The 25,910-nt window shown below is 59.0% G+C and carries 25 protein-coding genes, 1 tRNA gene and 1 pseudogene; 11 read left to right on the top strand and 16 right to left on the bottom strand.

The features are described 5' to 3' along the window. Positions 1 to 67 precede the first annotated feature (67 nt). Complete coding sequence (locus C4J93_RS19570; protein ID WP_124430259.1) at positions 68 to 1,597, top strand: NCS1 family nucleobase:cation symporter-1; 1,530 nt, start codon at positions 68 to 70, stop codon at positions 1,595 to 1,597. 13 nt (positions 1,598 to 1,610) lie between these two features. Beyond that, complete coding sequence (locus tag C4J93_RS19575; protein WP_124367977.1) at positions 1,611 to 2,339, top strand: aspartate/glutamate racemase family protein; 729 nt, start codon at positions 1,611 to 1,613, stop codon at positions 2,337 to 2,339. 118 nt (positions 2,340 to 2,457) lie between these two features. Here C4J93_RS19575 and C4J93_RS19580 read toward each other — a convergent pair whose 3' ends face one another. Continuing rightward, positions 2,458 to 3,381 (bottom strand): LysR family transcriptional regulator, encoded by a 924-nt coding sequence (locus C4J93_RS19580; protein WP_124430260.1) that lies wholly within the window; start codon positions 3,379 to 3,381, stop codon positions 2,458 to 2,460. A gap of 105 nt (positions 3,382 to 3,486) precedes the next feature. Here C4J93_RS19580 and C4J93_RS19585 point away from each other — a divergent pair, with 105 nt between their 5' ends. Continuing rightward, positions 3,487 to 4,233 (top strand): 3-oxoacyl-ACP reductase family protein, encoded by a 747-nt coding sequence (locus tag C4J93_RS19585; protein ID WP_124430261.1) that lies wholly within the window; start codon positions 3,487 to 3,489, stop codon positions 4,231 to 4,233. A 128-nt stretch (positions 4,234 to 4,361) separates the two neighbouring features. On the opposite strand, the gene C4J93_RS19590 is transcribed toward C4J93_RS19585, so the two are convergent. Continuing rightward, complete coding sequence (locus tag C4J93_RS19590; protein ID WP_124430262.1) at positions 4,362 to 5,048, bottom strand: HAD-IA family hydrolase; 687 nt, start codon at positions 5,046 to 5,048, stop codon at positions 4,362 to 4,364. 226 nt (positions 5,049 to 5,274) lie between these two features. Between C4J93_RS19590 and C4J93_RS19595 the strand changes: the two are divergent. From C4J93_RS19595 to C4J93_RS19610, 4 genes and pseudogenes are all read left to right on the top strand, one after another. Further along, a pseudogene (locus C4J93_RS19595) lies at positions 5,275 to 5,526 on the top strand (type II toxin-antitoxin system RelE/ParE family toxin); the annotation flags it as partial. Further along, positions 5,480 to 5,836, top strand: a complete 357-nt coding sequence (locus C4J93_RS19600; protein WP_164485268.1) for a helix-turn-helix domain-containing protein — start codon at positions 5,480 to 5,482, stop codon at positions 5,834 to 5,836. The pseudogene C4J93_RS19595 and the gene C4J93_RS19600, both read left to right, overlap by 47 nt. A gap of 100 nt (positions 5,837 to 5,936) precedes the next feature. Further along, on the top strand, positions 5,937 to 6,515 hold the full coding sequence (locus C4J93_RS19605; RefSeq protein WP_124430263.1) for a DUF4337 domain-containing protein: 579 nt from the start codon (positions 5,937 to 5,939) through the stop codon (positions 6,513 to 6,515). 144 nt (positions 6,516 to 6,659) lie between these two features. After that, positions 6,660 to 6,995, top strand: a complete 336-nt coding sequence (locus C4J93_RS19610; protein ID WP_124367983.1) for a hypothetical protein — start codon at positions 6,660 to 6,662, stop codon at positions 6,993 to 6,995. Positions 6,996 to 7,492: 497 nt separating this feature from the next. On the opposite strand, the gene ada is transcribed toward C4J93_RS19610, so the two are convergent. The 4 genes from ada to C4J93_RS19635 all read right to left on the bottom strand — a co-directional run bounded on the left by ada (position 7,493) and on the right by C4J93_RS19635 (position 11,556). Then, entirely contained in the window at positions 7,493 to 8,596 is a 1,104-nt protein-coding gene (gene ada, locus C4J93_RS19620) for a bifunctional DNA-binding transcriptional regulator/O6-methylguanine-DNA methyltransferase Ada (protein ID WP_124430265.1), read from the bottom strand. 99 nt (positions 8,597 to 8,695) lie between these two features. After that, positions 8,696 to 9,412 (bottom strand): 2OG-Fe(II) oxygenase, encoded by a 717-nt coding sequence (locus tag C4J93_RS19625; RefSeq protein ID WP_124430909.1) that lies wholly within the window; start codon positions 9,410 to 9,412, stop codon positions 8,696 to 8,698. Positions 9,413 to 9,631: 219 nt separating this feature from the next. Next, complete coding sequence (locus C4J93_RS19630) at positions 9,632 to 11,215, bottom strand: GGDEF domain-containing protein (protein WP_164485269.1); 1,584 nt, start codon at positions 11,213 to 11,215, stop codon at positions 9,632 to 9,634. Positions 11,216 to 11,466: 251 nt separating this feature from the next. Beyond that, positions 11,467 to 11,556 (bottom strand) — tRNA-Ser (locus C4J93_RS19635). A gap of 319 nt (positions 11,557 to 11,875) precedes the next feature. Between C4J93_RS19635 and C4J93_RS19640 the strand changes: the two genes are divergently transcribed. From C4J93_RS19640 to C4J93_RS19650, 3 genes are all read left to right on the top strand, one after another. Then, positions 11,876 to 12,568: a crotonase/enoyl-CoA hydratase family protein gene (locus tag C4J93_RS19640; RefSeq protein WP_124371544.1), complete on the top strand. Its 693-nt coding sequence runs from the start codon at positions 11,876 to 11,878 to the stop codon at positions 12,566 to 12,568. A gap of 213 nt (positions 12,569 to 12,781) precedes the next feature. Beyond that, positions 12,782 to 13,504, top strand: a complete 723-nt coding sequence (locus C4J93_RS19645) for a 1-acyl-sn-glycerol-3-phosphate acyltransferase (protein WP_124371545.1) — start codon at positions 12,782 to 12,784, stop codon at positions 13,502 to 13,504. Positions 13,505 to 13,655: 151 nt separating this feature from the next. Next, positions 13,656 to 14,627: a magnesium and cobalt transport protein CorA gene (locus C4J93_RS19650; protein WP_124363969.1), complete on the top strand. Its 972-nt coding sequence runs from the start codon at positions 13,656 to 13,658 to the stop codon at positions 14,625 to 14,627. Here C4J93_RS19650 and C4J93_RS19655 read toward each other — a convergent pair. The 3 genes from C4J93_RS19655 to C4J93_RS19665 all read right to left on the bottom strand — a co-directional run bounded on the left by C4J93_RS19655 (position 14,605) and on the right by C4J93_RS19665 (position 18,794). Continuing rightward, entirely contained in the window at positions 14,605 to 15,336 is a 732-nt protein-coding gene (locus C4J93_RS19655; protein WP_124371546.1) for an amidotransferase, read from the bottom strand. The two genes, C4J93_RS19650 and C4J93_RS19655, sit on opposite strands and share 23 nt — an antisense overlap. An 87-nt stretch (positions 15,337 to 15,423) precedes the next feature. Then, on the bottom strand, positions 15,424 to 17,571 hold the full coding sequence (locus C4J93_RS19660) for a 3-hydroxyacyl-CoA dehydrogenase NAD-binding domain-containing protein (protein WP_124430266.1): 2,148 nt from the start codon (positions 17,569 to 17,571) through the stop codon (positions 15,424 to 15,426). Between the two features lie 17 nt (positions 17,572 to 17,588). Continuing rightward, positions 17,589 to 18,794 (bottom strand): acetyl-CoA C-acetyltransferase, encoded by a 1,206-nt coding sequence (locus C4J93_RS19665; protein WP_124430267.1) that lies wholly within the window; start codon positions 18,792 to 18,794, stop codon positions 17,589 to 17,591. 646 nt (positions 18,795 to 19,440) lie between these two features. Between C4J93_RS19665 and C4J93_RS19670 the strand changes: the two genes are divergently transcribed. After that, positions 19,441 to 20,247 carry a cytochrome c gene (locus tag C4J93_RS19670; RefSeq protein ID WP_124430268.1) on the top strand — a complete coding sequence of 269 codons (807 nt, stop codon included), beginning with the start codon at positions 19,441 to 19,443 and terminating at the stop codon, positions 20,245 to 20,247. 215 nt (positions 20,248 to 20,462) lie between these two features. Here C4J93_RS19670 and C4J93_RS19675 read toward each other — a convergent pair whose 3' ends face one another. The 7 genes from C4J93_RS19675 to C4J93_RS19705 all read right to left on the bottom strand — a co-directional run bounded on the left by C4J93_RS19675 (position 20,463) and on the right by C4J93_RS19705 (position 25,867). Beyond that, positions 20,463 to 21,266 carry a transglutaminase family protein gene (locus C4J93_RS19675; RefSeq protein ID WP_124430269.1) on the bottom strand — a complete coding sequence of 268 codons (804 nt, stop codon included), beginning with the start codon at positions 21,264 to 21,266 and terminating at the stop codon, positions 20,463 to 20,465. Beyond that, on the bottom strand, positions 21,263 to 22,213 hold the full coding sequence (locus C4J93_RS19680; protein ID WP_124430270.1) for an alpha-E domain-containing protein: 951 nt from the start codon (positions 22,211 to 22,213) through the stop codon (positions 21,263 to 21,265). The genes C4J93_RS19675 and C4J93_RS19680 overlap by 4 nt, the downstream gene beginning before the upstream one ends. 3 nt (positions 22,214 to 22,216) lie before the next feature. Next, positions 22,217 to 23,626, bottom strand: coding sequence for a circularly permuted type 2 ATP-grasp protein (locus C4J93_RS19685; RefSeq protein WP_124430271.1), 1,410 nt, complete (start codon positions 23,624 to 23,626; stop codon positions 22,217 to 22,219). A gap of 444 nt (positions 23,627 to 24,070) precedes the next feature. After that, on the bottom strand, positions 24,071 to 24,412 hold the full coding sequence (locus C4J93_RS19690; protein WP_057721151.1) for a ribonuclease E inhibitor RraB: 342 nt from the start codon (positions 24,410 to 24,412) through the stop codon (positions 24,071 to 24,073). Between the two features lie 213 nt (positions 24,413 to 24,625). Then, positions 24,626 to 24,886: a hypothetical protein gene (locus C4J93_RS19695; RefSeq protein ID WP_124363977.1), complete on the bottom strand. Its 261-nt coding sequence runs from the start codon at positions 24,884 to 24,886 to the stop codon at positions 24,626 to 24,628. 79 nt (positions 24,887 to 24,965) lie between these two features. Beyond that, complete coding sequence (locus C4J93_RS19700; protein WP_124430272.1) at positions 24,966 to 25,571, bottom strand: START domain-containing protein; 606 nt, start codon at positions 25,569 to 25,571, stop codon at positions 24,966 to 24,968. Positions 25,572 to 25,612: 41 nt separating this feature from the next. After that, the gene (locus C4J93_RS19705; protein WP_124410570.1) at positions 25,613 to 25,867 is read right to left on the bottom strand and encodes a YkgJ family cysteine cluster protein; all 255 of its coding nucleotides are present in this window, start codon (positions 25,865 to 25,867) and stop codon (positions 25,613 to 25,615) included. Positions 25,868 to 25,910 lie beyond the last annotated feature (43 nt).

A 25,910-nucleotide genomic window follows, 5' to 3' on the forward strand; every position in this document is an offset into this window, starting at 1 on the left:
TAAATACAAAACCTACATACACTTTGCCATCTGCCGCTTTGCTGCGGATGCGCTGGAGCCTGCCGGAATGCGTACAAGCCTCTCGAATGACATCGCACTGGATCTGCCCTCCTCCGCCCTGAATCCCGACGCGGCAAGCCCCGGCCCGCTGGTACTCAGCTCACGCCTGCACAACAAGGACCTCGCCCCGACCAAGATCGAAGGCCGTCGCTGGGGGCGCTACAGCATCTTTGCGCTGTGGACCAATGACGTGCACAACATCGCCAACTATTCATTTGCCATCGGTTTGTATGCATTGGGCCTGGGCGGCTGGCAGATCCTGTTGTCCCTGGGGATCGGTGCGGCACTGGTGTACTTTTTCATGAATTTGTCGGGGTACATGGGCCAGAAGACCGGCGTGCCGTTTCCCGTGATCAGCCGTATCAGCTTCGGTATTCATGGAGCACAGATTCCGGCGTTGATCCGCGCCGTGATTGCGATTGCCTGGTTCGGTATCCAGACCTACCTGGCTTCGGTGGTTTTCCGTGTGTTGTTGACGGCGGTTCATCCAGGGTTTGCCGACTATGATCACAACGCGATCCTCGGCCTGTCATCGCTCGGCTGGGCGTGTTTCGTGGCGATCTGGCTGGTGCAATTGGTGATCCTGGCCTATGGCATGGAAATGGTACGTCGCTATGAAGGGTTTGCCGGACCGGTGATTCTGCTCACCGTGGCCTCGCTGGCCGGCTGGATGTACTTCCAGGCAGGCGGCAACATTGCCTGGTCGATCCGCGAACCGCTGAGCGGCGGCGAGATGTGGCGCAATATCTTTGCCGGAGGTGCGCTGTGGTTGGCGATCTACGGCACGCTGATCCTTAACTTCTGCGACTTCGCCCGCTCCTCGCCCTGCCGCAGGACGATCCTGGTGGGTAATTTCTGGGGCCTGCCGGTGAATATCCTGGTGTTCGCCGCCATCACCGTGCTGCTGTGCGGCGGGCAGTTCCAGCTCAATGGCCGGGTGATCGAAAGCCCGACTGAAATCATCGCCGCCATTCCCAATACCTTCTTTCTCGTGCTCGGCTGCCTGGCCTTCCTGATCGTCACCGTGGCGGTGAATATCATGGCCAACTTCGTCGCACCGGCGTTTGTGCTGAGCAACCTGGCGCCCAAGTACCTGAACTTCCGGCGCGCGGGCCTGATCAGCGCCACCGTGGCGGTGCTGATCCTGCCGTGGAACCTCTACAACAGCCCGCTGGTGATCGTGTATTTCCTTTCCGGACTGGGCGCGCTGCTGGGGCCGTTGTATGGGGTGATCATGGTCGACTACTGGCTGATCCGCAAAAGCCAGGTGGATGTGCCGCAGCTGTATAGCGAAGACGCGCAGGGCGTTTATTACTACAGCCGCGGCGTGAATCTGCGCGCGGTGGCGGCGTTCGTTCCGGCAGCGGTGATCGCCATCCTGTTGGCATTGTTGCCTGGGTTTGCCAGCGTCTCGCCGTTCTCCTGGCTGTTTGGCGCCGGTATTGCAGGGTTGCTGTACCTGCTGATCGCCAAGCGCCAGCCGTTCTACGCCGATGTCAGCGGCGAAAGCATTGCAGTCGATAACGCCAGTCATTAAACAAGGAGCTTTCATGCGCATCCTCGTGGTCAACGTCAACACCACTGAATCCATCACACAAACCATCGCTCAGCAGGCGCGCAGCGTGGCCTCGCCGGGCACCGAGATTGTCGGGCTCACGCCCTACTTCGGCGCCGAGTCGGTGGAGGGCAACTTTGAAAGCTACCTGGCCGCCATCGCGGTAATGGATCGCGTAATGGCCTACGACCAGCCATTCGATGCGGTGATCCAGGCCGGCTACGGCGAGCATGGCCGCGAAGGCCTGCAGGAATTGCTCAACGTGCCGGTGGTGGATATCACCGAGGCCGCGGCCAGCATGGCGATGTTCCTGGGCCACGCCTATTCGGTGGTGACCACCCTGGACCGCACAGTGCCGTTGATCGAAGACCGGCTGAAACTCGCCGGCCTGTACCAGCGCTGCGCCTCAGTGCGCGCCAGTGGCATGGCGGTGCTGGAGCTGGAAGCAGACCCACTGGCCGCCATGCAAGCCATCGTGCGTCAGGCGGAACTGGCCATCCTTGAGGACAAGGCAGAAGTGATCTGCCTGGGATGCGGCGGCATGGCCGGGCTGGACGAGCAGATTCGCCAGCGCACCGGGGTGCCGGTGGTGGATGGGGTGACGGCGGCGGTGACCATCGCCGAGTCGCTGGTGCGGTTGGGCTTGTCGACGTCAAAGATCAGGACCTATGCAACGCCCAGGTCAAAGAAAGTCATCGGTTGGCCCGGCAAGTTCGGGCACTGAGGATCAACTGTGGGAGGGGGGCTTGCTCCCGATTGCGGTGTATCAGCCAGCTTATCTATAGCTGACCCACCGCTATCGGGAGCAAGCCCCCTCCCACATTTTGTTCACTGCACGGCAGTTAGATCGCACTGAATCGCTGCCCCAACCGTCGCTCAACAAACTGCTCGATCACAAAATCCACAAACGCCCGGGTCTTGCCCGGCAGCAGTTTGTGCTCGGCGTAGTAGATGGAAATATTGCCGTCGTCCACATACCAGTCCGGCAACACCCGCACCACCGCGCCGCTGTCAAGGAACGGCACAGCCATCGGCATGCTGACCAACGCAATGCCCAGCCCTTGGGCGCTGGCGCAGCAGGCGGCTTCAGAATCGCTCATGGTCATTGCGGGTTTGAGCACCAGCGGGCTGTGCTCGCGCTCGCGATGGGTCAGTTGCCATGAGCGCACCCGGCCGGTTTGCGGTGAGCGGATCAGGATGCCATGGCAGCGCGACAAATCCTCGGGCGCACGTACCGCAGGGCGTTGCGCCAGGTAAGCCGGTGAAGCCACCAGCACCCGGTGCGCCGGTGTCAACTTGCGCGCCACCACGCCCTGGGGCAGTTCAAAGCCGCCGCCAATCGCGGCGTCAAAGCCCTGGCCGATCAAGTCGACCTGACGGTTATCGAAATGCCAATCCGGGCTGATAGCCGGGAAGCGTCGCATGAACTCACCTAGCAACGGCACCACATACCGATTACCAAATACGGTGCCCATGCTGACCTTCAGCGTGCCCACTGGCCGCCCTTCAGCGCTGGCCAGGTTGGCCACGGCGTTTTGAATCGTGGTGAGGCTGCCGCTGACTTCGTCAAGGAACAGCTTGCCGGCTTCGGTCAAGGCCAGGCGGCGGGTGCTGCGCTGAAACAGCCTGACGCCCAGGCGCGCTTCCAGCTTGGCCACGCTTTTGCCGACCGCTGCCGGCGTCAGGCTCAGGTGCCGCGCAGCCTCCGCGAAGCTACCGCCTTCGGCGCTGCGCACAAAGCATTCGATACTGCCAAAGCTTTCCATATCGCCCACTCTAAACTTTTGGTTTACACAGACTATATCAATCATGCTCTACCGGTATCGGTGGGCGAGGTCGATACTCGGCTCATCAACTACTTGGAGATCGACATGACCCCATCTACCCTCACTGGCAAAGTCGCCTTGGTTCAAGGCGGTTCCCGCGGCATCGGCGCAGCCATCGTCAAGCGCCTCGCCGCGCAAGGCGCCGCCGTTGCCTTTACCTACATCAACTCGGCCGCCAAGGCTGAAGCCTTGCAGAACAGCGTGATCAGCGCAGGCGGCAAAGCCCTGGCGATTCAGGCCGACAGCGCCGATGCCACGGCGATTCGCAACGCAGTCAATGTCACAGTCGACGCCTTCGGGCGCCTGGATATTTTGGTGAACAATGCAGGAGTGCTGGCCATCGCGCCGCTGGAAGCGTTCAAGCTGGAAGACTTCGATCAGACCCTGGCAATCAACGTGCGCAGCGTCTTTATCGCCACTCAGGAGGCCGCCAGGCACATGGGCGAAGGCGGCCGGGTGATCAATATCGGCAGCACCAACGCCGAGCGCATGCCGTTTGGCGGTGGTGGTCCGTACGCGATGAGCAAGGCGGCGTTGGTCGGTTTGACCAAAGGCCTGGCGCGCGACCTGGGGCCACGGGGTATCACCATCAATAACGTGCAGCCAGGGCCGGTGGATACCGACATGAACCCGGCGAACAGTGATTTTGCCGAGAGCTTGATTGGGCTGATGGCGGTGGGTCGGTATGGGCATGTGGAGGAAATTGCCAGCTTCGTGGCGTACCTTGCCGGGCCGGAAGCCGGGTACATCACAGGCGCCAGCTTGACCATCGACGGCGGTTTCAGCGCCTGAGATTTAGCAACACGGCACAACCCATGTGGGAGGGGGCTTGCCCCCGATTGAGGTGGGTCAGCAAGCGATAAGTCGGCTGATTCACCGCTATCGGGGGCAAGCCCCGTCCCACATTTTTCCGGGTTGCATCAAGTCATGGGCGGCAGGCCGTAAGCAGCCAAGTCGAAATCCGCAAGTTTGCGGATGATCTGGTCGGCATGCTGATACTTGCTGTCGGCCATGGCCTCATCGGGCACGGCGATGGCGGTCATGTGCGCCGCTTTCGCCGCCGTCACGCCGAACGGCGAGTCCTCGAACACCAGGCAATCTTCCGGCGCCACACCCAGGCGGCGCGCGGCAGTGAGAAAGATGTCCGGCGCAGGCTTGGCGGCACCGACTTCCGGGTCGTCGGCGGTCACGATGGTGTCGAACAGGCCAAACCACTCGCGGTGCAAGGTGGTCTTGTGGCCGAACGAGTTGCGCGACGAACTGGTGCCCACCGCAATCGGGATGTTATGCGCCTTCAAATGCCGCACCAACGCCTCGGCGCCGGGCATGCCCAGGGCCTTGGGGAAACGCTCGCTCATCAGCGGTTCGCGAATCTCTAGAAACTCAGCCGGCGTGATCGGCAAGTCCAGCGCCTTGACCACATAGTCCGCCAAGTCCTGGGCACCGCGCCCAATGATGTGCTGCTTGATGCTCCAGTCATAGGTGCGGCCATAGCGTTCGGCGATGATCTGCGTAACTTCGGTGTAGATGCCTTCGGTGTCCAGCAACAACCCGTCCATATCGAAAATCACAGCCTTGATCGGGACAGCGGTACGCGGTGCGTTCATCACAACAGAACCCTGGAGGAAGGACTAAAAGGATTCAGCACAATAACGGCCCTGGTTGCTTGCAGGCAACCTTCCTGAAGCCAGGATCGGGTATTCATACCAGGCAACAGTTTTATCAACCGGCGCGCGCGGCGCACGTCTAGGGTTTGTGTGTGGGAGCGACCAGCCTTTGACCAGGGCCCGAAAATACACCTTGCAAACCTTATAAAAGACTTATTAACCTCCAATGAATTCGATCCACTGGACTCGTAAATCCGTCAAACAGCTACTTCGGCTGCATACCTATCATCAGCAACAGGTACGCGATGCGGTGTCGGCGCTTGAGCGCATGCCCGACGCAGTCAATGTCAAGAAGCTGGTTAATTACCCTCACGGCTATCGGCTTCGGGTAGGTCATTACCGCGTAGTGTTCGACTGGGACGGGGACATTCATGTGGTCAGCATTCAAGAGGTCAAGAAACGTGACGAGCGAACCTACTGCCGTACAGATCATCCACAATACCGAGGGCAAGCCAGCCTTCGTGGTGATTCCCTATGAACACTATGTGGCCCAGCAAAACGACCCGAATCTTATTCCTCATGCTGTCGTCAGTCGCTTGGTGGATGGAGCTACGCCTATACGTGCCTGGCGCGAGCACCTGAACCTCACCCAGGAAGAAGTCGCCAAGCGACTGGGCATTTCACAATCTGCATTCGCCCAGCAAGAAGCGGTAAACAAACCGCGTCGGACCACGCGGGAAAAGATTGCCAAGGCATTTGGTATAAACGCCTGTCAACTTGAGCTATGACCTCGTGCTGTACATGCACTTGATCCGACGTTATCGACAGGCTTGAGACAGCCGCATTGGTGAAGAATCAAGCTCCCTCTGCTCCTTCATAGACGCCGCCATGTCCGAAGCCTTCGAAGTCCCCAGCCCCCACGAAAAACACCTCGAACACACCACCGAACATGCCCACGGCCGTGGCGACACCTTCGCCAGCCGCATCGCGGTGATGACCGCGATCATGGCCACCGTTGGCGCCATGCTCAGCTACCAGGCCGGCTCCAGCGAAAGCGAGGCGGCGATGGACAAAAACAACGCCGCTATCATCAAGACCGAAGCCGCCAACCAATGGAATTACTATCAGGCCAAATCCAGTCGCCAAAACCTGGCGGAACTGGCCGCGCATATTCCCGGCGTAGATGCCGCCCACTACAACGACGAAATCCAGCGCTATAAAAGCCAGAAGGAAGATGTGCGCAAACAGGCCGAAACGCTTGAAGCCAGCTCACGGGAATGGGACCGCAAATCCGAAGAAGCGCTGCACCAGCATCATCGCTGGGCCCAGGCCATGACGGCGATTCAGATCGCGATCTCACTGGCGGCGATCACCTTGCTCACGCGCAAGGAATGGCTCAAGTGCATGGCGTATTCGGCCGGCGGTGTGGCCGTGGTGCTGGGTAGCCTGGCCTGGCTGCATCTCTGACCAAACGCGGGCAACTGTGGGAGGCGGCCTGACTGTTGCCACATTAAATGAAACCTTGGCGCGCTGATTTCAATCCGCCCTCTGAGCGATTAAAGTGTCGCGCCTCGAGAATTGAATCTCGAGATTCAGCCCATGGAGTTACGCGTGAAGTACATCAGTAAAGTAGTTGCAGCAGCCGTTCTTGGTTTCACCCTGGCAGGTTGCACCGGCACCGCCATGAAAACCCAGCAATACGACGCCAGCCAATACACCGTGCTCGGCCACAGCGAAGCCAGCGCCACCGGCATTATGCTGCTGGGCATTATCCCGATCGGCCAGAACAGCCGCTTCGTCCGCGCCCAGGATGCAGCCATCAAGGCCAAAGGCGGCGACGCCATGATCAACACCCAAGTGCAGGAAAAATGGTTCTGGGCCTGGGTACTGAACGGCTACACCACCAAGATTTCCGGTGATGTGGTCAAGTTGAAAACCGCGCAATAAGTAAGTTGCCGGGCGCAGAGCCTGGCAAGCGACGTTTCATGGGCCTGACTTCAGGGGATGGCCCATGAACCTCAGTAGTATTTACGTAATCGTGGCTGTCCTATTACTTAACAGTACTGGCCTGCCAAGTTGCGTGCTTGACCAAGTTGAAAACGCGGATACACCGATAGTCTAAGGTTCACATTCTTCCGTTATCACACGCCCCCTTATGTGCCCTTCAATTGTCAGCTTCCACTCACGATAACTGGCGGGCATGCATCGAAAGCAGGGGCGATAGCCTGCCAATCGTGCGGTCTGTTCATCGATAAAAAACACACGATCCTTCACATACCCGCCTTTGCTCAATGCCCGCAGTGCAGCCAGGCAGTCCAGGAGCCCGTAGATCTTGCTTCCTTTATGCCCGCCAAACTGACCCGGCTTGGAACTGAGGGCAGGCTTGCCGTGGGAATCCATGACTTTCCATCGCCTCATTACGCACCCTCCCCCATCCGGTGCAGTCATCCGACAACGTGTGCAGCGTGCATGCTTTTCTCGCGCTCGATCAACTTGCGCTTACGCTCCACTCCCCAACGGTAGCCAGACAAGGATCCATCACTGCGCACCACGCGATGGCATGGAATCGCCACCGCGAGTTTATTGGCCCCGCATGCGTTAGCCACTGCACGGGTGGCATTGGGCATACCTATCCGCGCGGCGACCTGGGCGTATGTCTCGGTCGTTCCTGCAGGAATATCCCTCAGCGCCTGCCAAACCCGTTCCTGAAATACGGTGCCACGGATGTCCAACGGCAGCGCAAAACCGGTGCCCGGCGATTCGACAAAGCCGACGACAGTGGCCACCAGCGCCTCGAACTCGGCGTCGCCGCCAATCAGGTTGGCGTTGGGGAACTGGTCCTGAAAGCTCTCCACCAGCACATTAGGGTCATCGCCCAATAAAATCGCGCAAATGCCGCGCGCGCTTCTGGCCACCAGGATCGAGCCCAGCGCGCTTTCACCCAGCGCGAATTTAATATCCACATTGGCCCCCCCTGCGCGGTACTCGGTGGGTTTCATGCCGAGGATATTTTGCGACGCCTCATAGAATCGGCTGTTGGAGTTATAGCCTGCCTCATAAAGAGCGTCGGTGATGGTGCCACTGAGCGAAAGCTGGTCTCTGACGCGCGAACGCAACGAAGCGACGCTGTAGGCTTTAGGCGTGAGGCCCGTGAGTTTCTTGAAGACTCGATGGAAGTGGAAGCTGCTCATGCCCACCTGTTCGGCCAGATCACCCAGGTTGGGAACCACGTCCGATGCATCGATAAGCCGGCAGGCTTCGGCAACAGCCGCCGCATGCTTCTGGGCGACGGCCGCTGAGTTGCTGCTGTCGCGCTTGGAGGGGCGAAAACCCGCCCTTTCGGCTTCAGCTGCGGTGTCAAAAAACACGATATTTTCCGGCCGAGGCAGCTTGGTCGGACTGAAGGGTTTGCAGTAAACCCCGGTGGTCAGCACACCGTAGACGAAATCGAGGTTTGCATCAGCCTGGCGGCTGACGAGAATATTCCAGCGCGGATCGTCCTCGGCCCTCAGCACGGGCTGGGTGGTGTGGTCTTTAACGCATTCCATGGCAATGCCCCCATCTTCGCAATTTGCACAAGCCTATCGCTATTGAGCCGCGTTAAAACTCCGAGTCTTGCTTTCAAATTCGAACGCTTGGCCGTTCCATCACTGCGCATCATGGAATATTACGCCAAGGGTAAACCGCTCCCCCGCTCTGACCTCGCTCACGCCGTGGCGCGTAAATACGGAGTAGAAGCCCCGCGCGCCCTTCACGGGCCTGCGGTTGACGGCAAAAATCACTGCATCGCCCCTGCGCAGCGGCACTACGTTGACCCTGGACTGCATTCTTGGCCGCTGTTCGGTAAGCACGAATTCGCCGCCGCTAAAGTCGTCATTGGGCTCAGACAGGAGGATAGCCATCTGCACGGGAAACAGAATGTCTCCATACAGGTCGCGGTGCAGGCAATTGTAGTCTCCTGCACCGTAGCGCAGCAGCAGCGGTGTGGGGCGCTCTTGCCGGGCGTCGTGGCACTGGCTTAGAAAGTCTTCGTGACGTTCGGGATAGGGAGGTTCGAGGCCAAGTTTAGTGTTCCAATAGTTGGCCAGTGGGACCATCTGCGGGTAAACACAGGATCTCAATGTGGCGATAATCGGCGGCAGCGGGTAGGCAAAATATTTATATTGGCCTGAACCGAAGCCGTGCCTGCTCATATTGATACACGACCTGAAGATGTCCGGCTCGTAGTAACTATCGATAAGACGCTGGCAGACGTCTGGGTCGAGCAGGTTCTCGATGACGGTAAAGCCGCTGGCGTTTACGCGATGTAGATGCTCACTCCAGTTTTCGCAAGCGAGCCTTGTTTCCAATGCCCTATCGACCATTGCCATTCCCTTGTGGATTGCATGATTGTCAACATACCGCAGGCAATCCACGGGAGCCTCCGGTTTGTTGCTATCAAATTAATCCAGTGAACCGGCATGGGTTTCTAGGAGGCTTCAACGTTTGAGAGAATGGAGCCAGCTATGTCAATGAGCAACGCTCTCGCAACATGGACAGTCGATTAAAGTATCAGCGTGCACTCAAGCTCTCGTCCCAATGTCTCATGTTTCCAAGACGTCCTCTGACTGGTGTTCTACCCGATTGCGCCCTCTTTTCTTCGCGCCATAAAGAAAACCATCAGCCTTTGCTAGCAAATCAGTCGCTGTATTCACACCACGCTGATGGTTGGAACTTACACCTGCGCTGATGGTGACAAAGCCAACCGGACTCCCCTGATGTGCAATTTTTTCGGCCTCTATAGCTGAACGCACTTCTTCAGCAATCTTGACTGCTCCTGAAAGCTCTGTTTCTGGAAGCAGTATTACAAACTCTTCCCCACCATATCGCGCAGCGAGGTCGGCTGGACGGTTTATGTTTGTACCTATTAGTTCTGCAATTCGCCGCAGGCATTCGTCACCGACAACGTGACCATAATAGTCGTTGTACTGCTTGAACCAATCAATATCGATAAGTATGAGCGCTACGCTATTCCCAGTGCGACATGCTCTTGACCATTCTTTTTCGAGTGTAGAGTCGAAGCACCTACGGTTAGGTAAACCGGTAAGGCTATCAGTCTTAGCAATATGTTCTAAATCGCAATGCGCAAGACGCAGTTCTTCCTCTGCCACCAACACGCGTTGAATTTGCCGGTAAAAAAGGAACCCCAGGCTAGTCAGCACAAAAATTATAAGCACCACCATAACCGATGCTTGATAGACGTACGTCCACCAGGTGGCGAATACTGAATCTAACGATAAACCGGCTGCAGTGACCAGGGGTAGGCCTTGTATACGGCTGTAGGCATAGACTCGCTCAACCCCGTCCACGACAGAGGTGAGGGTCGCTGTGCCCTCGTCGTTGTGTATCAAATACCGACTAAACAGGTCTCCCTTTGAGATATTAGTTGTCATTAACGCGTCAATCATTGGTCGGCGCGCAAGCAAGTCGCCATTACTGAGTGCGAGAAGTATTACTCCCCGTTTGTCGACATCCAACCGGTTAAAAAAACTCTGGAAATATGCAACTGGCAACGTTGCCAAAACGACGCCGCTGAAGCTGCCATCACTGTGCTCGGTGCGCCGGCTTACAGGAATGATCATATCGCCCGTGGTTCGGCTCAAAATCACCTCGCCTATACGGACGGCCGTGCCAGGATGATTCTTGTGGTAGATAAAATAAGATCGATCACTATTGTTCTTGGCGACCGGCTTTGAAGAAAAGGAATTCGCTACCCAGTCCCCATGTTCGTCGTATATGAACAACCCTTGAATTCCGTCGGTTGCTTGAACATTGCTGGCCATCACTTTGGATAAGCGGGCCATGTGTTCGGCGTCAAGCCCGTCGTTTTCAAACCGCTCAACAAGGTTATCGAGTATGTTTTCAGCCTGACGTATGGTGTCTTGAGCTTGCTGCTCGGAAGCGCGAACAATGTTATGCGCAGCAATCTTCGCATTTGCCAGTCGTTCGTCCGCCGATTGTTTTAACTGCCAAGCAATTGCGGTCACTAGCATGACACAGGCCAGGAAAATAAACGCTATCAAGCCCACAGAGAGGGCTTTAGGTGTTAATCGACCGGACACGAGCGTTATCGTTTTCATTGAGCTCATCTTAGCTTGGAGTGCTGAATCTTCCTGTGAATTTTCCATAACTCATAAATCTAGGTGGAGTCTACCCACAGCAATCAGATCCCGAGTCCATGGACTCGACAAGCGTCGGCCCTATCAGCGCCGCCGACCAGATTAGACTTCACTCCTCGTAGCAGGCCAACCAGCCACCATTTACGCACCCAAAAAGCGCACCAGTCCCATGGCGGTCCCATAGGCCCATTTTTCGGGTGCCAAAAACCACAAACCCCCGACTTTCTCTAGGAAAATCAGGGGTTTGCGATTTAAGAATATGGCGGTGAAGGAGAGATTCGAACTCTCGATACAATTTCTTGTATACACACTTTCCAGGCGTGCTCCTTAAGCCACTCGGACACTTCACCGTATCTCGTCAAACCAGTTCAGTCTGTCGAGGCGCGCTAATGTAGTCGAAAGCCTTTCTGATGGCAAAGGTTTTTTTCAGAATTTTCATGCGGTTAGACGGGTATGCCGGAACACGGCCTGTGCGCGGTGGTGATTGTGCCAATCTCGGGCATGGCTCGGGATGGTCTACGCTGGCTGTGGTGCCCTGCCCCAGGCGCTCTGCTGTCGGGTGTGGAGCGAAAGCCTGACTGGGCAGTCAGTCACGGCGCTTTACCCGCGCGGGCGTGGTGGGTAACGTCTGCTGCATCTTCTATAACAAGTCCTACAAGGAACCGCGTCATGAGTGAGTTGATTGCCTACCACCTCGAAGACGGTATCGCGACCCTGACCCTGAGCAACGGCAAGGTAAATGCCATTTCTCCCGCAGTGGTCAGTGCGTTCAATGCGGCGCTGGACCAGGCGGAGAAGGATCGGGCGGTGGTGGTGATCACGGGCACGCCGGGGATTCTGTCGGCGGGTTATGATTTGAAGGTGATGACGGCCGGCCCTAAAGAGGCCATCGGCCTGGTCACGTCGGGCTCGACGCTGGCGCGTCGGCTGTTGGCGCATCCGTTCCCGGTGATTGTGGCGTGCCCTGGGCATGCGGTGGCCAAGGGTGCGTTCCTGCTGCTGTCGGCGGATTACCGGATTGGTGTGGAAGGCCCGTTCAGCATTGGCCTGAATGAAGTGGCGATTGGCATGACCATGCACCACGCCGGTATCGAGCTGGCGCGGGATCGTCTGCGCAAGTCGGCGTTTCATCGGTCGGTGATCAACGCCGAGATGTTTGACCCGCAAGGCGCTCTGCAAGCGGGCTTCCTCGACAAGGTGGTAGCGCCGGAAGAGTTGCACGCGGCGGCACTGGAAGCGGCGCGGCAGTTGAAGAAGATCAATATGAACGCGCACAAACACACCAAGTTGAAAGTGCGCAAGGCACTGCTGGATGCGTTGGATGATGCAATCATCCAGGACCAAGGCCATAACCTGATTTAACGTCCCACACTTGCGGTACCGAAGCCCGACCTTGAGTCGGGCTTTTTCTTACAATCCAAACCGAAATAACCCGGGCCGCTCTAGACAAGCGTTATCGGCGCACGTCGAAACATGCGCTTAAACATCGCCTATCTCCTACCTCTGCTGGCGCAATTGCCGAATACAGTGCACATCCGTACACTGCGCCACCTTTTGTCCCGGTGAGCCGCGTCGATGCTTTTTCTGTTACGTATGTTGTTGATGGGCCTGCACTTTATAGTCGCCGGTGTACTGGGCGTGCTGTTGGGGATCTGCCGGCCGTTCAATCCGGACAACAGCCGCCTGTGTGCACGCCTTTACGCGCTGCCAGCGATGTGGATCCTGCGCCTGAACGTGAAAGCCGATGTCGACTCCCTGCGTAACAAGCCCGGCACTTGCGTGGTGATCGCCAACCACCAGTCCAACTACGATCTGTTTGTGCTCGGCACCGTGGTGCCCCACCGCACGGTATGCATCGCCAAGAAGAGCCTGAAATGGGTGCCGTTGTTCGGCCAGTTGTTCTGGCTGGCCGGCAATGTGTTGATCGACCGCGGCAATGCGCACAAGGCGCGCCGGGCCATGCTCACCGTTACCCGCACCTTGCAACACGAAGACACGTCTATCTGGGTGTTTCCAGAAGGCACGCGCAACCTGGGCAAAGGTTTGTTGCCGTTCAAAAAAGGCGCGTTCCATATGGCGATTGCGGCCGGTGTGCCGATCGTGCAGGTCTGTGTCAGTCATTACGTCACGCATATGCGACTTAATCGCTGGAACAGTGGGGATGTGCTCATACGCTCGTTGGCGCCGATTGCTACTACCGGAATGACTGCGGATGACGTTCCGGCGTTGATGCAAGCGTGTCAGGCGCAGATGGATGAGTGCATTGCACAGATGGATCGCGAGCTGCAAAGCGCTTGAACGCCTGCAGCGTGGTCTGAGGAGCGCGCAGGGCGACGCGGAGCGTCACGGGGGGCATTCCCACGCAGAGCGTGGGAACGATCACTCTACGGAACGCCATTCAGGCTAAGCTGCCCAACATTTGTCCTCTTGATAAGAAGTGATCAGCACCATGGGTAGAGTCGTTGCGGCCGCCGTCTACAGCGCCGGAAAGAAAGTCACTGATATCACCCTCGACGAAGGCGCGGCCTGGGCCGCCAAACCCGGCCACTTTGTGTGGATCGGCCTGGAAGAGCCCAGTGCCCAGGAGCTGAACAACCTGCAACGCCAGTTCAACCTGCACGAACTGGCGATCGAAGACGCCATGGAAAAGCACAGCCGCCCGAAGCTGGAAACCTTCGGCGACGCGCTGTTTATCGTCACCTATTCACCGGTGCGCGAGAACGGCAAGCTGGAGTTTATCGAAACCCATATCTTCGCCGGCAATGGCTACATCATCACCGCCCGTAATGGACACTCAGCTTCCTACGGTTTTGTACGCCAGCGCTGTGAGGCGCGTCCGCTGTTGCTGGAGCATGGCGAAGATTTCGTACTCTATGCCTTGCTGGATTTCGTCACCGAAAACTACCAGCCAGTCAGCGAGGCGATCCACGCCGAGATCGATGAACTGGAGCGCAACGTGCTGTGCAGCTCCCTGAGCGAGCGCGACATCCAGAACCTTCACGGCCTGCGCCGCGACGTGTTGCGGCTCAAGCGCTATGTGGCGCCGATGGTGGAGATCAGCCAGGAACTGCAGAAGTTGAGCTTCCCGTTTATCGACAAGAACATGCGCCCGTATTTCCGTGACGTGCAGATCCACGTCACGCGGCAGATGGAAGACCTGACGACCCTGCGCGATATCGCCAGCCAGACCATCGAGATCGGCGTGTTGCTGGAGGCCTCGCGCCAGAGCGTGGTGCAGCGCAAGTTCGCCGCTTGGGCGGCGATCCTCGCGTTCCCCACGGCGGTCGCGGGGATTTATGGGATGAATTTCCAGAACATGCCCGAGCTGCAATGGCACTACGGCTATTTTGCAGTGCTCGGGTTGATTGCGGTGGGCTGCACCAGCCTGTGGGCGAGCTTCAAACGGTCGGGTTGGCTTTAGCGTTGTGCGCTACAAAGCGCATCATCCATTCCGCCACGGTCGCGCCGTGGTGGTCACGCTCCAGGCTGGCCACGCCGTTGGTGTAGACCTTTTCGCCCAGGGTTGTCTGAAGAATCTCGAGCAGTTCGCGGGAATAGTCATGAACAAATTCCGGATGGCCCTGGAAGCACAGCACCTGGTCACCGATGTGATACGCCGCGATGGGGCAAAACTCGCTCGAGGCAATGACCGTGGCATTTTCCGGCAGGGTCGTGACCTGGTCCTGGTGGCTGATCAATAGCGTCAGTTCCGGCACTTGCGGGCTCATCCAGGGTGCCTTGGCATCGATGGTGTAGTCATGAATGCCCATGCCCCAGCCTTGGCTGGCGCGCTCGGTCTTGCCGCCGAGCAGCAACGCCAGCAACTGGTGGCCGAAGCAGATACCCAATAACTTGTCGCCGCGCTCGTAGCGCTGGAGCACGTAGGTCTTGAGGGTCTGGATCCACGGGTCGGTGCCGAACGAGTCGGCTTTGCTGCCGGTGATCAGGTACGCGTCAAAGGCTTCGTCATCCGGCGGGTATTCACCCTGCACCACGTTGTAAACCACAAACTCTGCGGCAATCGGCTGCTTGGCAAACAGGCGCTTGAACATCTGCCCGTAACCTTGGTACTGATCGATCAGGCCTGGACGCAGGATATCGGTTTCCAGGATGCAGACGCGTAGCGACATAAAAAATACCTGACACGGCGATGGGAATATTGAACACCCAGAGCGTGCCTTGAAACACCTGTTCAAAGCAAGCCCTCCACCACCTGATCAGCGGAACGTTTCACCCTGTACGGCTTTCTCCAGCAGCAGCGCCGGCGGCGCAAACCGCTCGCCATACGCGTCGGCCAGGTAGCGCGCCCGGGCGATGAAGTCGTTCAGGCCGTACTGGTTGATGAACTGCAACGCGCCGCCACTCCAGGCGGCAAAGCCAATGCCGAAGATCGAACCGATATTGGCGTCAGCCGTGGACATCAACACGCCCTCCTCCACGCAACGCACGGTTTCGATGGCTTGAATAAACAGCAAGCGGTCGCGCACGTCCTGGGGCGAAATCTGTTTACCGGGCTGTTCGAACCGCGCCTTGAGTTCTGGCCACAGGTGCTTCCGGGCGCCTGCTGGATAGTCATAAAAACCGCCACCGGCGGCCTTGCCCGTGCGCTTGTATTCGTTGACCAGCAGATCGATCAGCGCCGTCGCCGGGTGGGCCTTCGGCACCTCGCCTTGGGCTTGCAGGTCCTTGGCGGTTTGCTGTCGGATATGGCTCATGAGGCTCAGGGATACTTCATCCGACACCGCCAGTGGCCCGACCGGCATACCGGCCTTGCGCGCTTCGGTCTCGATCATCGGCGCGGCCACGCCTTCGCCGAGCATGGCGATGCCTTCATTGGTGAACGTGGCGAACACCCGCGAGGTGAAGAAACCGCGGCTGTCGTTGACCACAATCGGGGTTTTCTTGATTTGCAGTACGAAGTCAAAACCCCGCGCCAGGGTTTCGTCGCTGGTGTGAGCGCCCTTGATGATCTCCACCAGGGGCATCTTGTCCACCGGGCTGAAGAAATGCAGGCCGATGAATTTGCCCGGGTCCGGCACCGCAGTCGCCAAACCGCTGATGGGCAAGGTCGAGGTATTGGAAGCGATCACGGCGTCCGCCCCGACTACGCGTTGCGCGGCGGACGCTACCCTGGCCTTGAGTTCGCGGTCTTCGAACACCGCTTCGATCACCAGGTCACAGCCGGCCAGGTCGGCGTCATCCTGTGTAGGGCGAATCCGTGCCAAGGTGGCTTCGCGCTGCTCGGCGGTCAATTGCCCACGGTTGACGTTCTTTTCGAGCAACGCGGCTGAATGGGCCTTGCCCTTTTCGGCCGCCGCGAGGGTGACGTCCTTGAGCACCACGTCGATCCCTGCACAGGCGCTGGCATACGCAATGCCCGCCCCCATCATGCCGGCGCCGAGCACACCGAGCTTGCGCGTCACAAAAGGTGCAAAACCCTGTGGTCGCGAACGGCCGGCGTTGATTTCATTGAGCTGAAACCAGAATGTGCCGATCATGTTTTTCGCCACCTGCCCGGTCACCAGCTCGGTGAAATAGCGGGTTTCGATCAAGTGTGCAGTGTCGAAATCCACTTGAGCGCCTTCCACGGCAGCGCAGAGGATTTTCTCCGGCGCAGGGAAACAGCCCTGGGTCTTGCTGCGCAGAATCGACGGTGCGATGGCGAGCATCTGCGCGACTTTCGGGTTCGACGGCGTGCCCCCGGGAATCTGATAGCCCTTATGGTCCCAAGGTTGCCGGGCCTCGGGATGGGCGAGAATCCAGGCGCGGGATTTGGCCAGCAGCTCATCGCGGTCTGCCGCCACGTCGTCGATCAAGCCCGCCTGCAATGCCTGCACCGGCCGCACTTTCTTGCCTTCCAGCAGATACGGCAGGGCTTTTTCCAGGCCCAGCAGGCGCACCATGCGCACCACCCCGCCGCCGCCCGGCAACAGGCCCAGGGTGACTTCGGGCAGGCCAAGCTGCACCGACTTGTCGTCCAGCGCGATCCGGTGATGGCAGGCCAGGCAAATCTCCCAGCCACCGCCAAGGGCCGCACCGTTGATCGCGGCCACCACCGGTTTGCCGAGGGTTTCCAGGCTGCGCAGTTGCGCCTTGAGCACGCCGACGTCGTCATAGAATTGCTTGGCGTGGGCAGTGTCGACCTGGATCAGCTCATTGAGGTCACCGCCGGCAAAAAACGTGTTCTTGGCCGAGGTAATGATCACCCCGGCCAGGTCGGCTTTTTCTGCCTCCAGGCGCGCAATGGTGGCCGCCATGGCCGCACGGTACGCGGCGTTCATGGTGTTGGCGCTTTGGCCGGGCATGTCGAGGGTCAGCACCACGATCTGGTCCTGGCCTTTTTCGTAACGAATGGCGTCGGTCATGACAGTATCCCTAAGGCTCAGAGGCGTTCGATGATAGTGGCGATGCCCATGCCACCGCCGACACACAGGGTGGCCAGGCCGTAGCGCTGCTGACGCACTTCCAGCTCATCGAGCAAGGTGCCGAGGATCGCGCAGCCGGTGGCGCCCAACGGGTGGCCCAGAGCGATGGAGCCGCCATTGACATTGACCCGGGCGGCGTCGATGCCCATGTCCTTGATGAATTTGAGCACGACCGAAGCGAACGCCTCATTGACCTCGAACAGGTCGATGTCCTCGACACGCAGGCCGGCCTTGGCCAACGCCTTGCGCGTGGCCGGTGCAGGACCGGTGAGCATGATGGTGGGATCGGTGCTGGTCACCGCCGTGGCGACAATCCGCGCGCGCGGCTGCAAGCCGAGCTCGCGCCCTTTGGCCTCGGAGCCAATCAACATCAAGGCAGCGCCGTCGACAATGCCGGAGCTGTTGCCCGGTGTGTGCACATGCTGGATGCGTTCCACTTGGCTGTAGACCCGTAACGCGGTGGCATCGAAGCCCATCTGGCCGATCATTTCGAAACTCGGCTTGAGCTTGCCGAGGCCTTCGAGGGAGGAGTCGCCACGGATAAATTCGTCATGGTCGAGCAGCACAATGCCGTTCTGGTCCTGCACCGCGATCAGCGACTTGTTGAAGGATCCGTCTGCTCGTGCCCTGGCGGCTTTCTGCTGGGACTGTAGGGCAAAGGTGTCCACGTCCTGGCGAGTGAAGCCTTCCAGGGTAGCGATCAGGTCGGCCCCAATGCCCTGCGGCGTGAAGTGGCTGTGCAGGTTGGTTTGCGGGTCGAGTATCCAGGCGCCACCGTCGCTGCCCATTGGCACGCGGGACATGGACTCGACGCCGCCGACCACCAACAGGTCCTCAAAGCCGGAGCGCACTTTCATCGCCCCGAGGTTGACGGCCTCCAGGCCCGAGGCGCAGAAGCGGTTGACCTGCACGCCGGCAACGCTGATGTCCCAGTCCGCTACCAGTGCGGCGGTCTTGGCGATATCGGCGCCCTGGTCGCCCACTGGGGTGACGCACCCGAGCACGATGTCATCCACCTGCCGGGTGTCGAGGTCGCTGCGTTGCGCCAGCGCCCTGAGCAAACCGGCGACCAGGTTGACCGGCTTGACGCTGTACAGGGCACCGTCAACCTTGCCTTTGCCTCGGGGCGTGCGTATCGCATCAAAGATCAAAGCTTGGGTCATGATGGCCTCGAACCACAGTGGGTGTAGGCCCCTACCTTAAGCCCGATTGACACGGTTTCAATGACGGATGCGCTCATTGCTTTTGACCCCCTCGCTCGGACGAACGGTAGGCAACTACGAGAAACCCCGGGTTAATCGTTTTAGCTGTCTAGCCTCGGGGTTGGCGCCAAGATGGCACTACGCCTCATGCCGTTTTAAGCGGATAAAGTGCTTAGCTGATATGAAATGGATCTATGCGCCGAAGAACGACGGCTCTAAGGTTGAATCTGTAAGAAGCTGCTGCCGGGTTTTGCTGGAGCGGTTGTAAGAAAAGTTTCACGCCAGGTCGCGATACTGGATCAACCGGTACGCATTTGACGTTCAGGAATAACAACAAAAGGCAGTCAGCCATGTTCAAACATTCGAAAGTACGTCAGGCGGGACTTATTTTGTTCGCCACCACACTGATTCTGATCTTGCCCAATTTAACCAAGGTTATCGGGTGACGACTCGACCTATTTATTCCGTGCGCACACAGCATAGGGATTACAGCGTTTGGCAGCACCTGCCGGGGCATTGCGTATAGCCGTCCTGTTGCAGGGGCTGTCTTTTTGCGCGCAGATTTGCGCTATCGTAGTTCTCCCGTCACCTCGAAACGGCCTGCCCTTTGAAATCGATCCTCGCCTTGCTCGCGCTGTTGCTGACCCTGCCCGCTTCGGCGGCGCAACTGACCATCGAACTGGACCACGCCAGCAAGACTTGGCAGACGGCGGAGCTACTCAAGCACCCGGATGCGCGGATGGTGCAGATCGTCGATGACGTTTCCTACAAGCGCACCATGACCTACCGGGCCGTGCCCTTGGCGAGTCTCCTACCGGGCCTGAAACCTGCGAGCCATGTGCAAGCAGTGGCCCTCGACGGTTTTGCCGCCGAACTCGCCGTCGCGCCACTGTTGGAAAACACCGGCGCGCGCGCCTGGCTGGCGGTGGAAGACCCGGCCCATCCGTGGCCTGCGCTGGGAGATGGCAAACCAAGCGCGGGGCCGTTCTACTTGGTGTGGACCGATCCGCAGGCCGGGCATATCAGCCCGGAACAGTGGCCGTTTCAGATATCCAGCATCAAGCAGCTGCAGACGGTCGCCGAGCGTTTTCCGGCGCTGCTGCCTGATCCGCAGTTGGCGGCCAACGATCCGATCAACCAAGGCTTCGCGGTGTTCCAGAAGAATTGCCTGGCCTGCCACCGCCTCAATGGGGCGGGCGATGCGCAGATGGGGCCGGACTTGAATGTCCCCTACAACCCCACCGAGTATTTCAGCGGTGATTTTCTCAAGCGTTACATTCGTGACCCGCAGAGCCTGCGACGTTGGCCGCAGGCGAAGATGCCGGCGTTCTCGGCCAGTGTGTTGCCGGACAATGAGCTGGATTTGCTGGTGGGATATTTGCAGCATATGGCGGGGCGCAAACAGCAGCCCTGAGGCTCGCGCAGATCAGAAGTGGGAGGGGGCTTGCTCCCGATAGCAGTGTGTCAGTCAGCTTATCGGTAACTGACACACCGCCATCGGGAGCAAGCCCCCTCCCACATTTTGGATTGAGTACAGTTAGTCGGCCCGGCGCACGGCCATGCCGCATTGCAAAACCTCCTGAAACAACACAGCCTGCCTCCCACACTGGGTGTGAGTTGTAGTTAAGATTATTGCTGCTGCACGGAAACCACCGGCGTCGGTGCGACAAACACCTTGGCATGCATCTGCTCATGCCCTCCCCCACGGCGCATGCCCCGCACCGGGCAGGCGTCCAGGTAGTCCAGGCCCACGGCGAGTTTCAGGTGCCGCTCCGGCCGGGCCAATTGGTTGGTCACGTCAAAACTGTACCAGGCGTTATCCAGCCAGGCTTCGGCCCAGGCATGGCTGGCCAGGTGCGTGCTGTCTTCGGTGTACAGATACCCTGAGACGTATCGCGCCGGAATCCCCAGGCTGCGCGCACAGGCCAGGAACGCATGGGTATGGTCCTGGCACACGCCCGCGCGGCCGGCGAAGGCCTCGGCAGCGCAGGTGTCGACGTCCGTGGCGCCCGGCGTGTAGACCATCGATTGGTTCAGGGCATGCATCAGGTCGATCAGCGCGGTGCGGTCGCGACGCTGGTGGCAGTGTTGCTGGGCAAAACCGCGCAGAGCTTCGTCGGGCTCGGTCAGGCGCGTGCCGCGCAGGAACGGAAAGGCCGACTGGCTCTCGTGTTCAGCCTCACTCAATTCGTCGATATCCACCTGGCCACGGGCGCCGATGATGATGGCGTCGTGAGGTTCGTCCAGGGTCAGCACATGCAGGATGTTGCCGAATGGGTCCACTTGCGCCCGTACGGGGCGCGGCAGATCAAGCTGCCAGCTCAGCACACGCTGGCGTTCACTGTCGTGGGGCGTCAGGCGCAGATATTGGATGCTGGCGCGCACCTGGTCTTGGTAGTGGTAGGTGGTTTCGTGGCTGATGGAGAGTCTCATGCCGCCTCCAGGTAGGAGCTGTAGATGGCGTCGCCCAACTGGCGGACCAAGGGGATAAAGTCGGTCAGCCAGGCGTGCAGGCCTTCCTCGAGGATTTCATCGATGGCGGTAAAGCGCAGGCGCGCGTCCATCTCGGCAGCCAGGCGCTGGGCCGGGCGACCGTTGAGGCCCGGCAGGCTGGCAAGGATCTGGTCGATCTCTTCGCTGCAAGCCCGCAGCGAGCGCGGAACATCAGCGCGCAGGAGCAACAGTTCGGCGACTTGCCGGGCGCCCGGCGCATCCCGATAGATCTCGGTATAGGCCTCGAACGACGACAATGCCCGCAGCAACGCACTCCATTGATAGTAGGCGTGCGCCGTGCCATCGCTGACCGTTTCAGCCTGGTCGCCGGCCATTTCGTAACGCGCGTCCAGCAGGCGCAGGGTGTTGTCGGCGCGCTCGATGAAGGTGCCCAGGCGGATAAAGCGAAACGCATCGTTACGCATGATGGTGCCGTAGGTGGCGCCGCGGAACAGGTGCGAGCGCTCCTTGACCCATTCGCAAAACCGGCTCATGCCGTAACGGCTCAAGCCTTGTTGGGCTATATCGCGAATATCCAGCCAGGTAGCGTTGATGTTTTCCCACATGTCGGCGGTAATTCGCCCACGTACTGCATGGGCGCTGGCCCGGGCGGCGCCAAGGCAGCTGTAGATGCTGGCCGGGTTGGCAGCGTCCAGGGCGAAAAAGTGCAGCAGGCGTTCGGCATGCAGTTCACCGTGGCGCTCGTGGTAGTCCTCCAGGGTGCCGGTGATCAACAGCGGCATGGCCAATTCGTGCAGGCCGTCGCCGCGCCCGTCCTGAGGCATCAGCGACAGCGAATAACTGACATCGAGCATGCGCGCGAGGTTTTCCGCGCGTTCCAGGTAGCGCGACATCCAATACAAATCCGAGGCAGTTCTACTCAACATGTGTCAATCCTCGACCACCCAGGTGTCTTTGGTGCCGCCGCCCTGGGACGAGTTGACCACCAGCGAACCTTCGCGCAGCGCCACCCGGGTCAGGCCACCGGGTACCACGCGGGTTTCCTTGCCCGACAGCACGAACGGGCGCAGGTCGATATGCCGTGGGGCGATGCCGTTTTCGACGAACGTCGGGCAGGTGGACAAACACAGGGTTGGCTGGGCGATGTAGGCGTGGGGCTTGGCCTTGATGCGTGCGCGGAAGGCTTCGATTTCCGCCGCCGTGGACGCCGGACCCACCAGCATGCCGTAGCCGCCGGAGCCTTGGGTTTCCTTGACCACCAAATCGGGCAGGTTGGCCAGTACGTGGGACAATTCATCGGGCTTACGGCATTGAAACGTCGGAACGTTCTGCAGGATCGGTTCTTCATCCAGGTAAAAACGGATCATCTCGGTAACGAATGGGTACACAGACTTGTCATCCGCCACCCCGGTGCCGATGGCATTGGCCAGCACCACGTTGCCCGAGCGGTAGGCGGCAAGCAGGCCCGGTACGCCGAGCATGGACGCCGGATTGAAAGCCAGCGGGTCGAGAAACGCGTCGTCAAGACGCCGGTAAATCACGTCCACCGCTTTGGGCCCGTCGGTGGTGCGCATGAATACGCGGTCATCACGCACGAACAAATCGGCGCCTTCCACCAACTCCACGCCCATTTCCCGGGCGAGGAAGGCATGTTCAAAGAACGCACTGTTGAAACGCCCAGGGGTCAGCACTACCACGCTGGGGTTATCCAGGGGGCTGGAACTCTTCAGGGTGTCGAGCAACAGGTTGGGGTAATGGTCAATCGGCGCGATACGCTGGGCCGCGAACAGCTCGGGAAACAGGCGCATCATCATCTTGCGGTCTTCAAGCATGTAGCTGACGCCGCTCGGCGTACGCAAGTTGTCCTCCAGCACGTAGTAAGTGCCGTCGCCATCGCGTACGAGGTCTACCCCGGAAACGTGGGAATACAGGTCACGGTGCAGGTCCAGGCCCTGCATTGCCAACTGGTATTGCTCGTTGGCCAGTACCTGTTCGGCGGGGATGATCCCGGCCTTGATGATGCGTTGTTCGTGGTAAAGGTCGGCGAGGAACATGTTCAACGCCTTGACCCGCTGGGTGCAGCCGCGCTCGACCATGCGCCATTCGCTCGCCGGGATGCTGCGGGGGATGGTGTCGAAGGGGATCAAGCGCTCAGTCCCTTGCTCGTCGCCATACAGCGTGAAGGTGATCCCGGCACGGTGGAACAACAAGTCGGCCTCGCGTCGACGCTGGGCCAGCAGTTCGGCAGGGGTGTCGGCCAGCCAACGGGCGAACTCGCGGTAATGGGGACGAACCTGCCCTGCCCCATCGTACATTTCATCGTAATAAGTGCGGATCATGCCGTACTCCTTGTCACCCGGACGACAGACCCTTCGCAAGGCCCGTGCCAGCGGCATAAACACTTTCAAATCAAAGGATTGGATAAACCCCGAATTCCCCTCGCACCGTCCTGGTGCGCGAAATGACAGCAGCCCTGCCACACGCCTCATCGCAATGCGGCGTTGGACTATCAACAGCATAGTCAGCGTTGATTTCATTGCCCGCGCACTTCTGCGGATAATCGCGCTCATCAGCTGAACAGGACATGTCTTACAGCTAAACCCTTTGCACAACCAGTAACGTGCCAGCTCGTGTGATCGGCTCCTCGATCTTCCCCTTCAGCCACCCTTTCGGGTGGCTTTTTTTTGCGTGCAGGAAAGTGCACGTTCCGAACATGTTTGCCGAGCCCAAACAAAATCGGCCGACCCAAAAGGTCAGCCGATACGCTGTGTTGCTCATAAACGCTACATGGGTAACCCACGCACCTCCTGCTTGACGCCCCAGCCTTCGATAATTCCGCCCAACGGCTCTACCACCGCCTCAAAGTCCTGCTCGAAGTCTCCTATGCCGTCGTACGTTGCAGACATGATTTTGCTCAGCTCCAGGTACCAGGCTCCATCGTCGCGGGCGCTGACCTGGGCGTTCAGGGATTCTCCGCGAAATCGACCCGCAGCCCTGCGCGCCCGTTCTTCATCCGGGAAAATCGCGTAGAACTCGATGGGGTGAAAACGTGAAAAGTCAAAGCCGCCTTCTTTCATGCGGCGCAGAACGTTGGTGCTGATGTCTTCTTGATAGGCTGTGCTCATGAAACGTCCTCCTCAGACTGATGGATAGACTTTCCGTGCTTCCTGAAACCCGCGCGCTGCTGGCGCGGGCACCACGGCAATAACGACACCGCAGGAAAACAAGCATGTAGCTGACAAGACCAGACCTTAGCGATTCATTCGCTGATCTCGATTGCAGAGTAACGCGAAGCTATCACCTCTACCAGAGGTGCATGGATCGCTTACAGGGAATATTCAGGCGCAGGGTTCGACCTTGAGGTCTTTGATACCATTTTGATCGTGCAAGCTCTTGACCGTGGGATCAGGGACACGATCGGCAAGATCGTTGAGGTCCAACTTTTCCAATACCGGCGACACACGCACGCGCACCAGCTGTGCAGCTTCTTCCAGCGTCGGCTCATGATCGCAGTCAAACTGCTCGACTACCGGTTCGCCACGGTCATTGATGAAAGAAATGTTCCACTTCGGCATCGGTGCCTCCTCGATAAAACCCATGTGTGGGCTCACATCTATCTGGACCTTGAGGCTTCACCAAACGTTCCACTCAAGGCAGGAGGCACCGGATCAGGCGCGTTTACTTCTCGGCGTGTTCCTTCAGCGCTTTGAGCGTCTTGAACGGTGCTTCTACCACGAACTTGTTGGCCAACCACGACGGCACGCTGCCGCCGGGCTCGGTGTGCACCTGGTAGGTCACTTCGGTCTCGTTGGCGCCTTTGGGCACCAGCTTCCAGAAACCTTCCACCTGGGCGACCCGGACATAGCCTTTTGCTTCAGGCTTGTACGTCGGCACACCCTGCAACGTGCGGGTAACGCTGCCGTCAGCGGCCTTGGTGGTGGTGACGTGGATATACGAGTCGCGGTCCGTCACAGGGAACGGTGCCTTGAACTGGGTGTAGGTCCAGGCCTCATCGCCTTTCTTGTCGACCAGTTTCTGGGATTTGCACTCATGGATCCACGAGCAGGCGCCGGCGACATCTTCCTGCAGGGCCTGGATCTTCGCCACGGGCGCCTTGATCACCGTCACACCACGATAGGCCTTGTACTTGGAGCCGGCCACTTCGCTCAGGGACACCTTGATGCCGTCCTCGTTCTTGGCGTCTTGCCAATCCTCAGCCTGGGCAGCGCCAGCGAACATCATCGTAAAACCGCATACCACAGCCATTCGTTTCAGCGAACCCATCGTTGTATTCCTTGTTGTTGAAGTTCCGATAGTAAAGCCCATCAAGCCGCCGTCATCTGCTCCCACCAACCGATCAGACGGATCGCGTCGGCCTGGTCGTTGCCGCAGACCTCGATATCTGCCTTGAAATCACTGCACACCGCTGGCCGCTCCGGTTGGCCGAACAGTTGGCATAGCTGTTCGACCGACAAGTGCAGGCAGCGTTCGCCCGCAGGTTTGCCATGGGGCATTCCCGGTAGGGGCGAACTGATGGAGGGGGCGATGCAGCAAGCGCCACAGCCTTCACGGCATTTCATGACCAACAGGTCCTCGACGACTCAATGGGATGGCCGGGCTAGA

The organism is Pseudomonas sp. R2-37-08W (assembly GCF_003851705.1).
Classification (GTDB): Bacteria; Pseudomonadota; Gammaproteobacteria; order Pseudomonadales; family Pseudomonadaceae; genus Aquipseudomonas.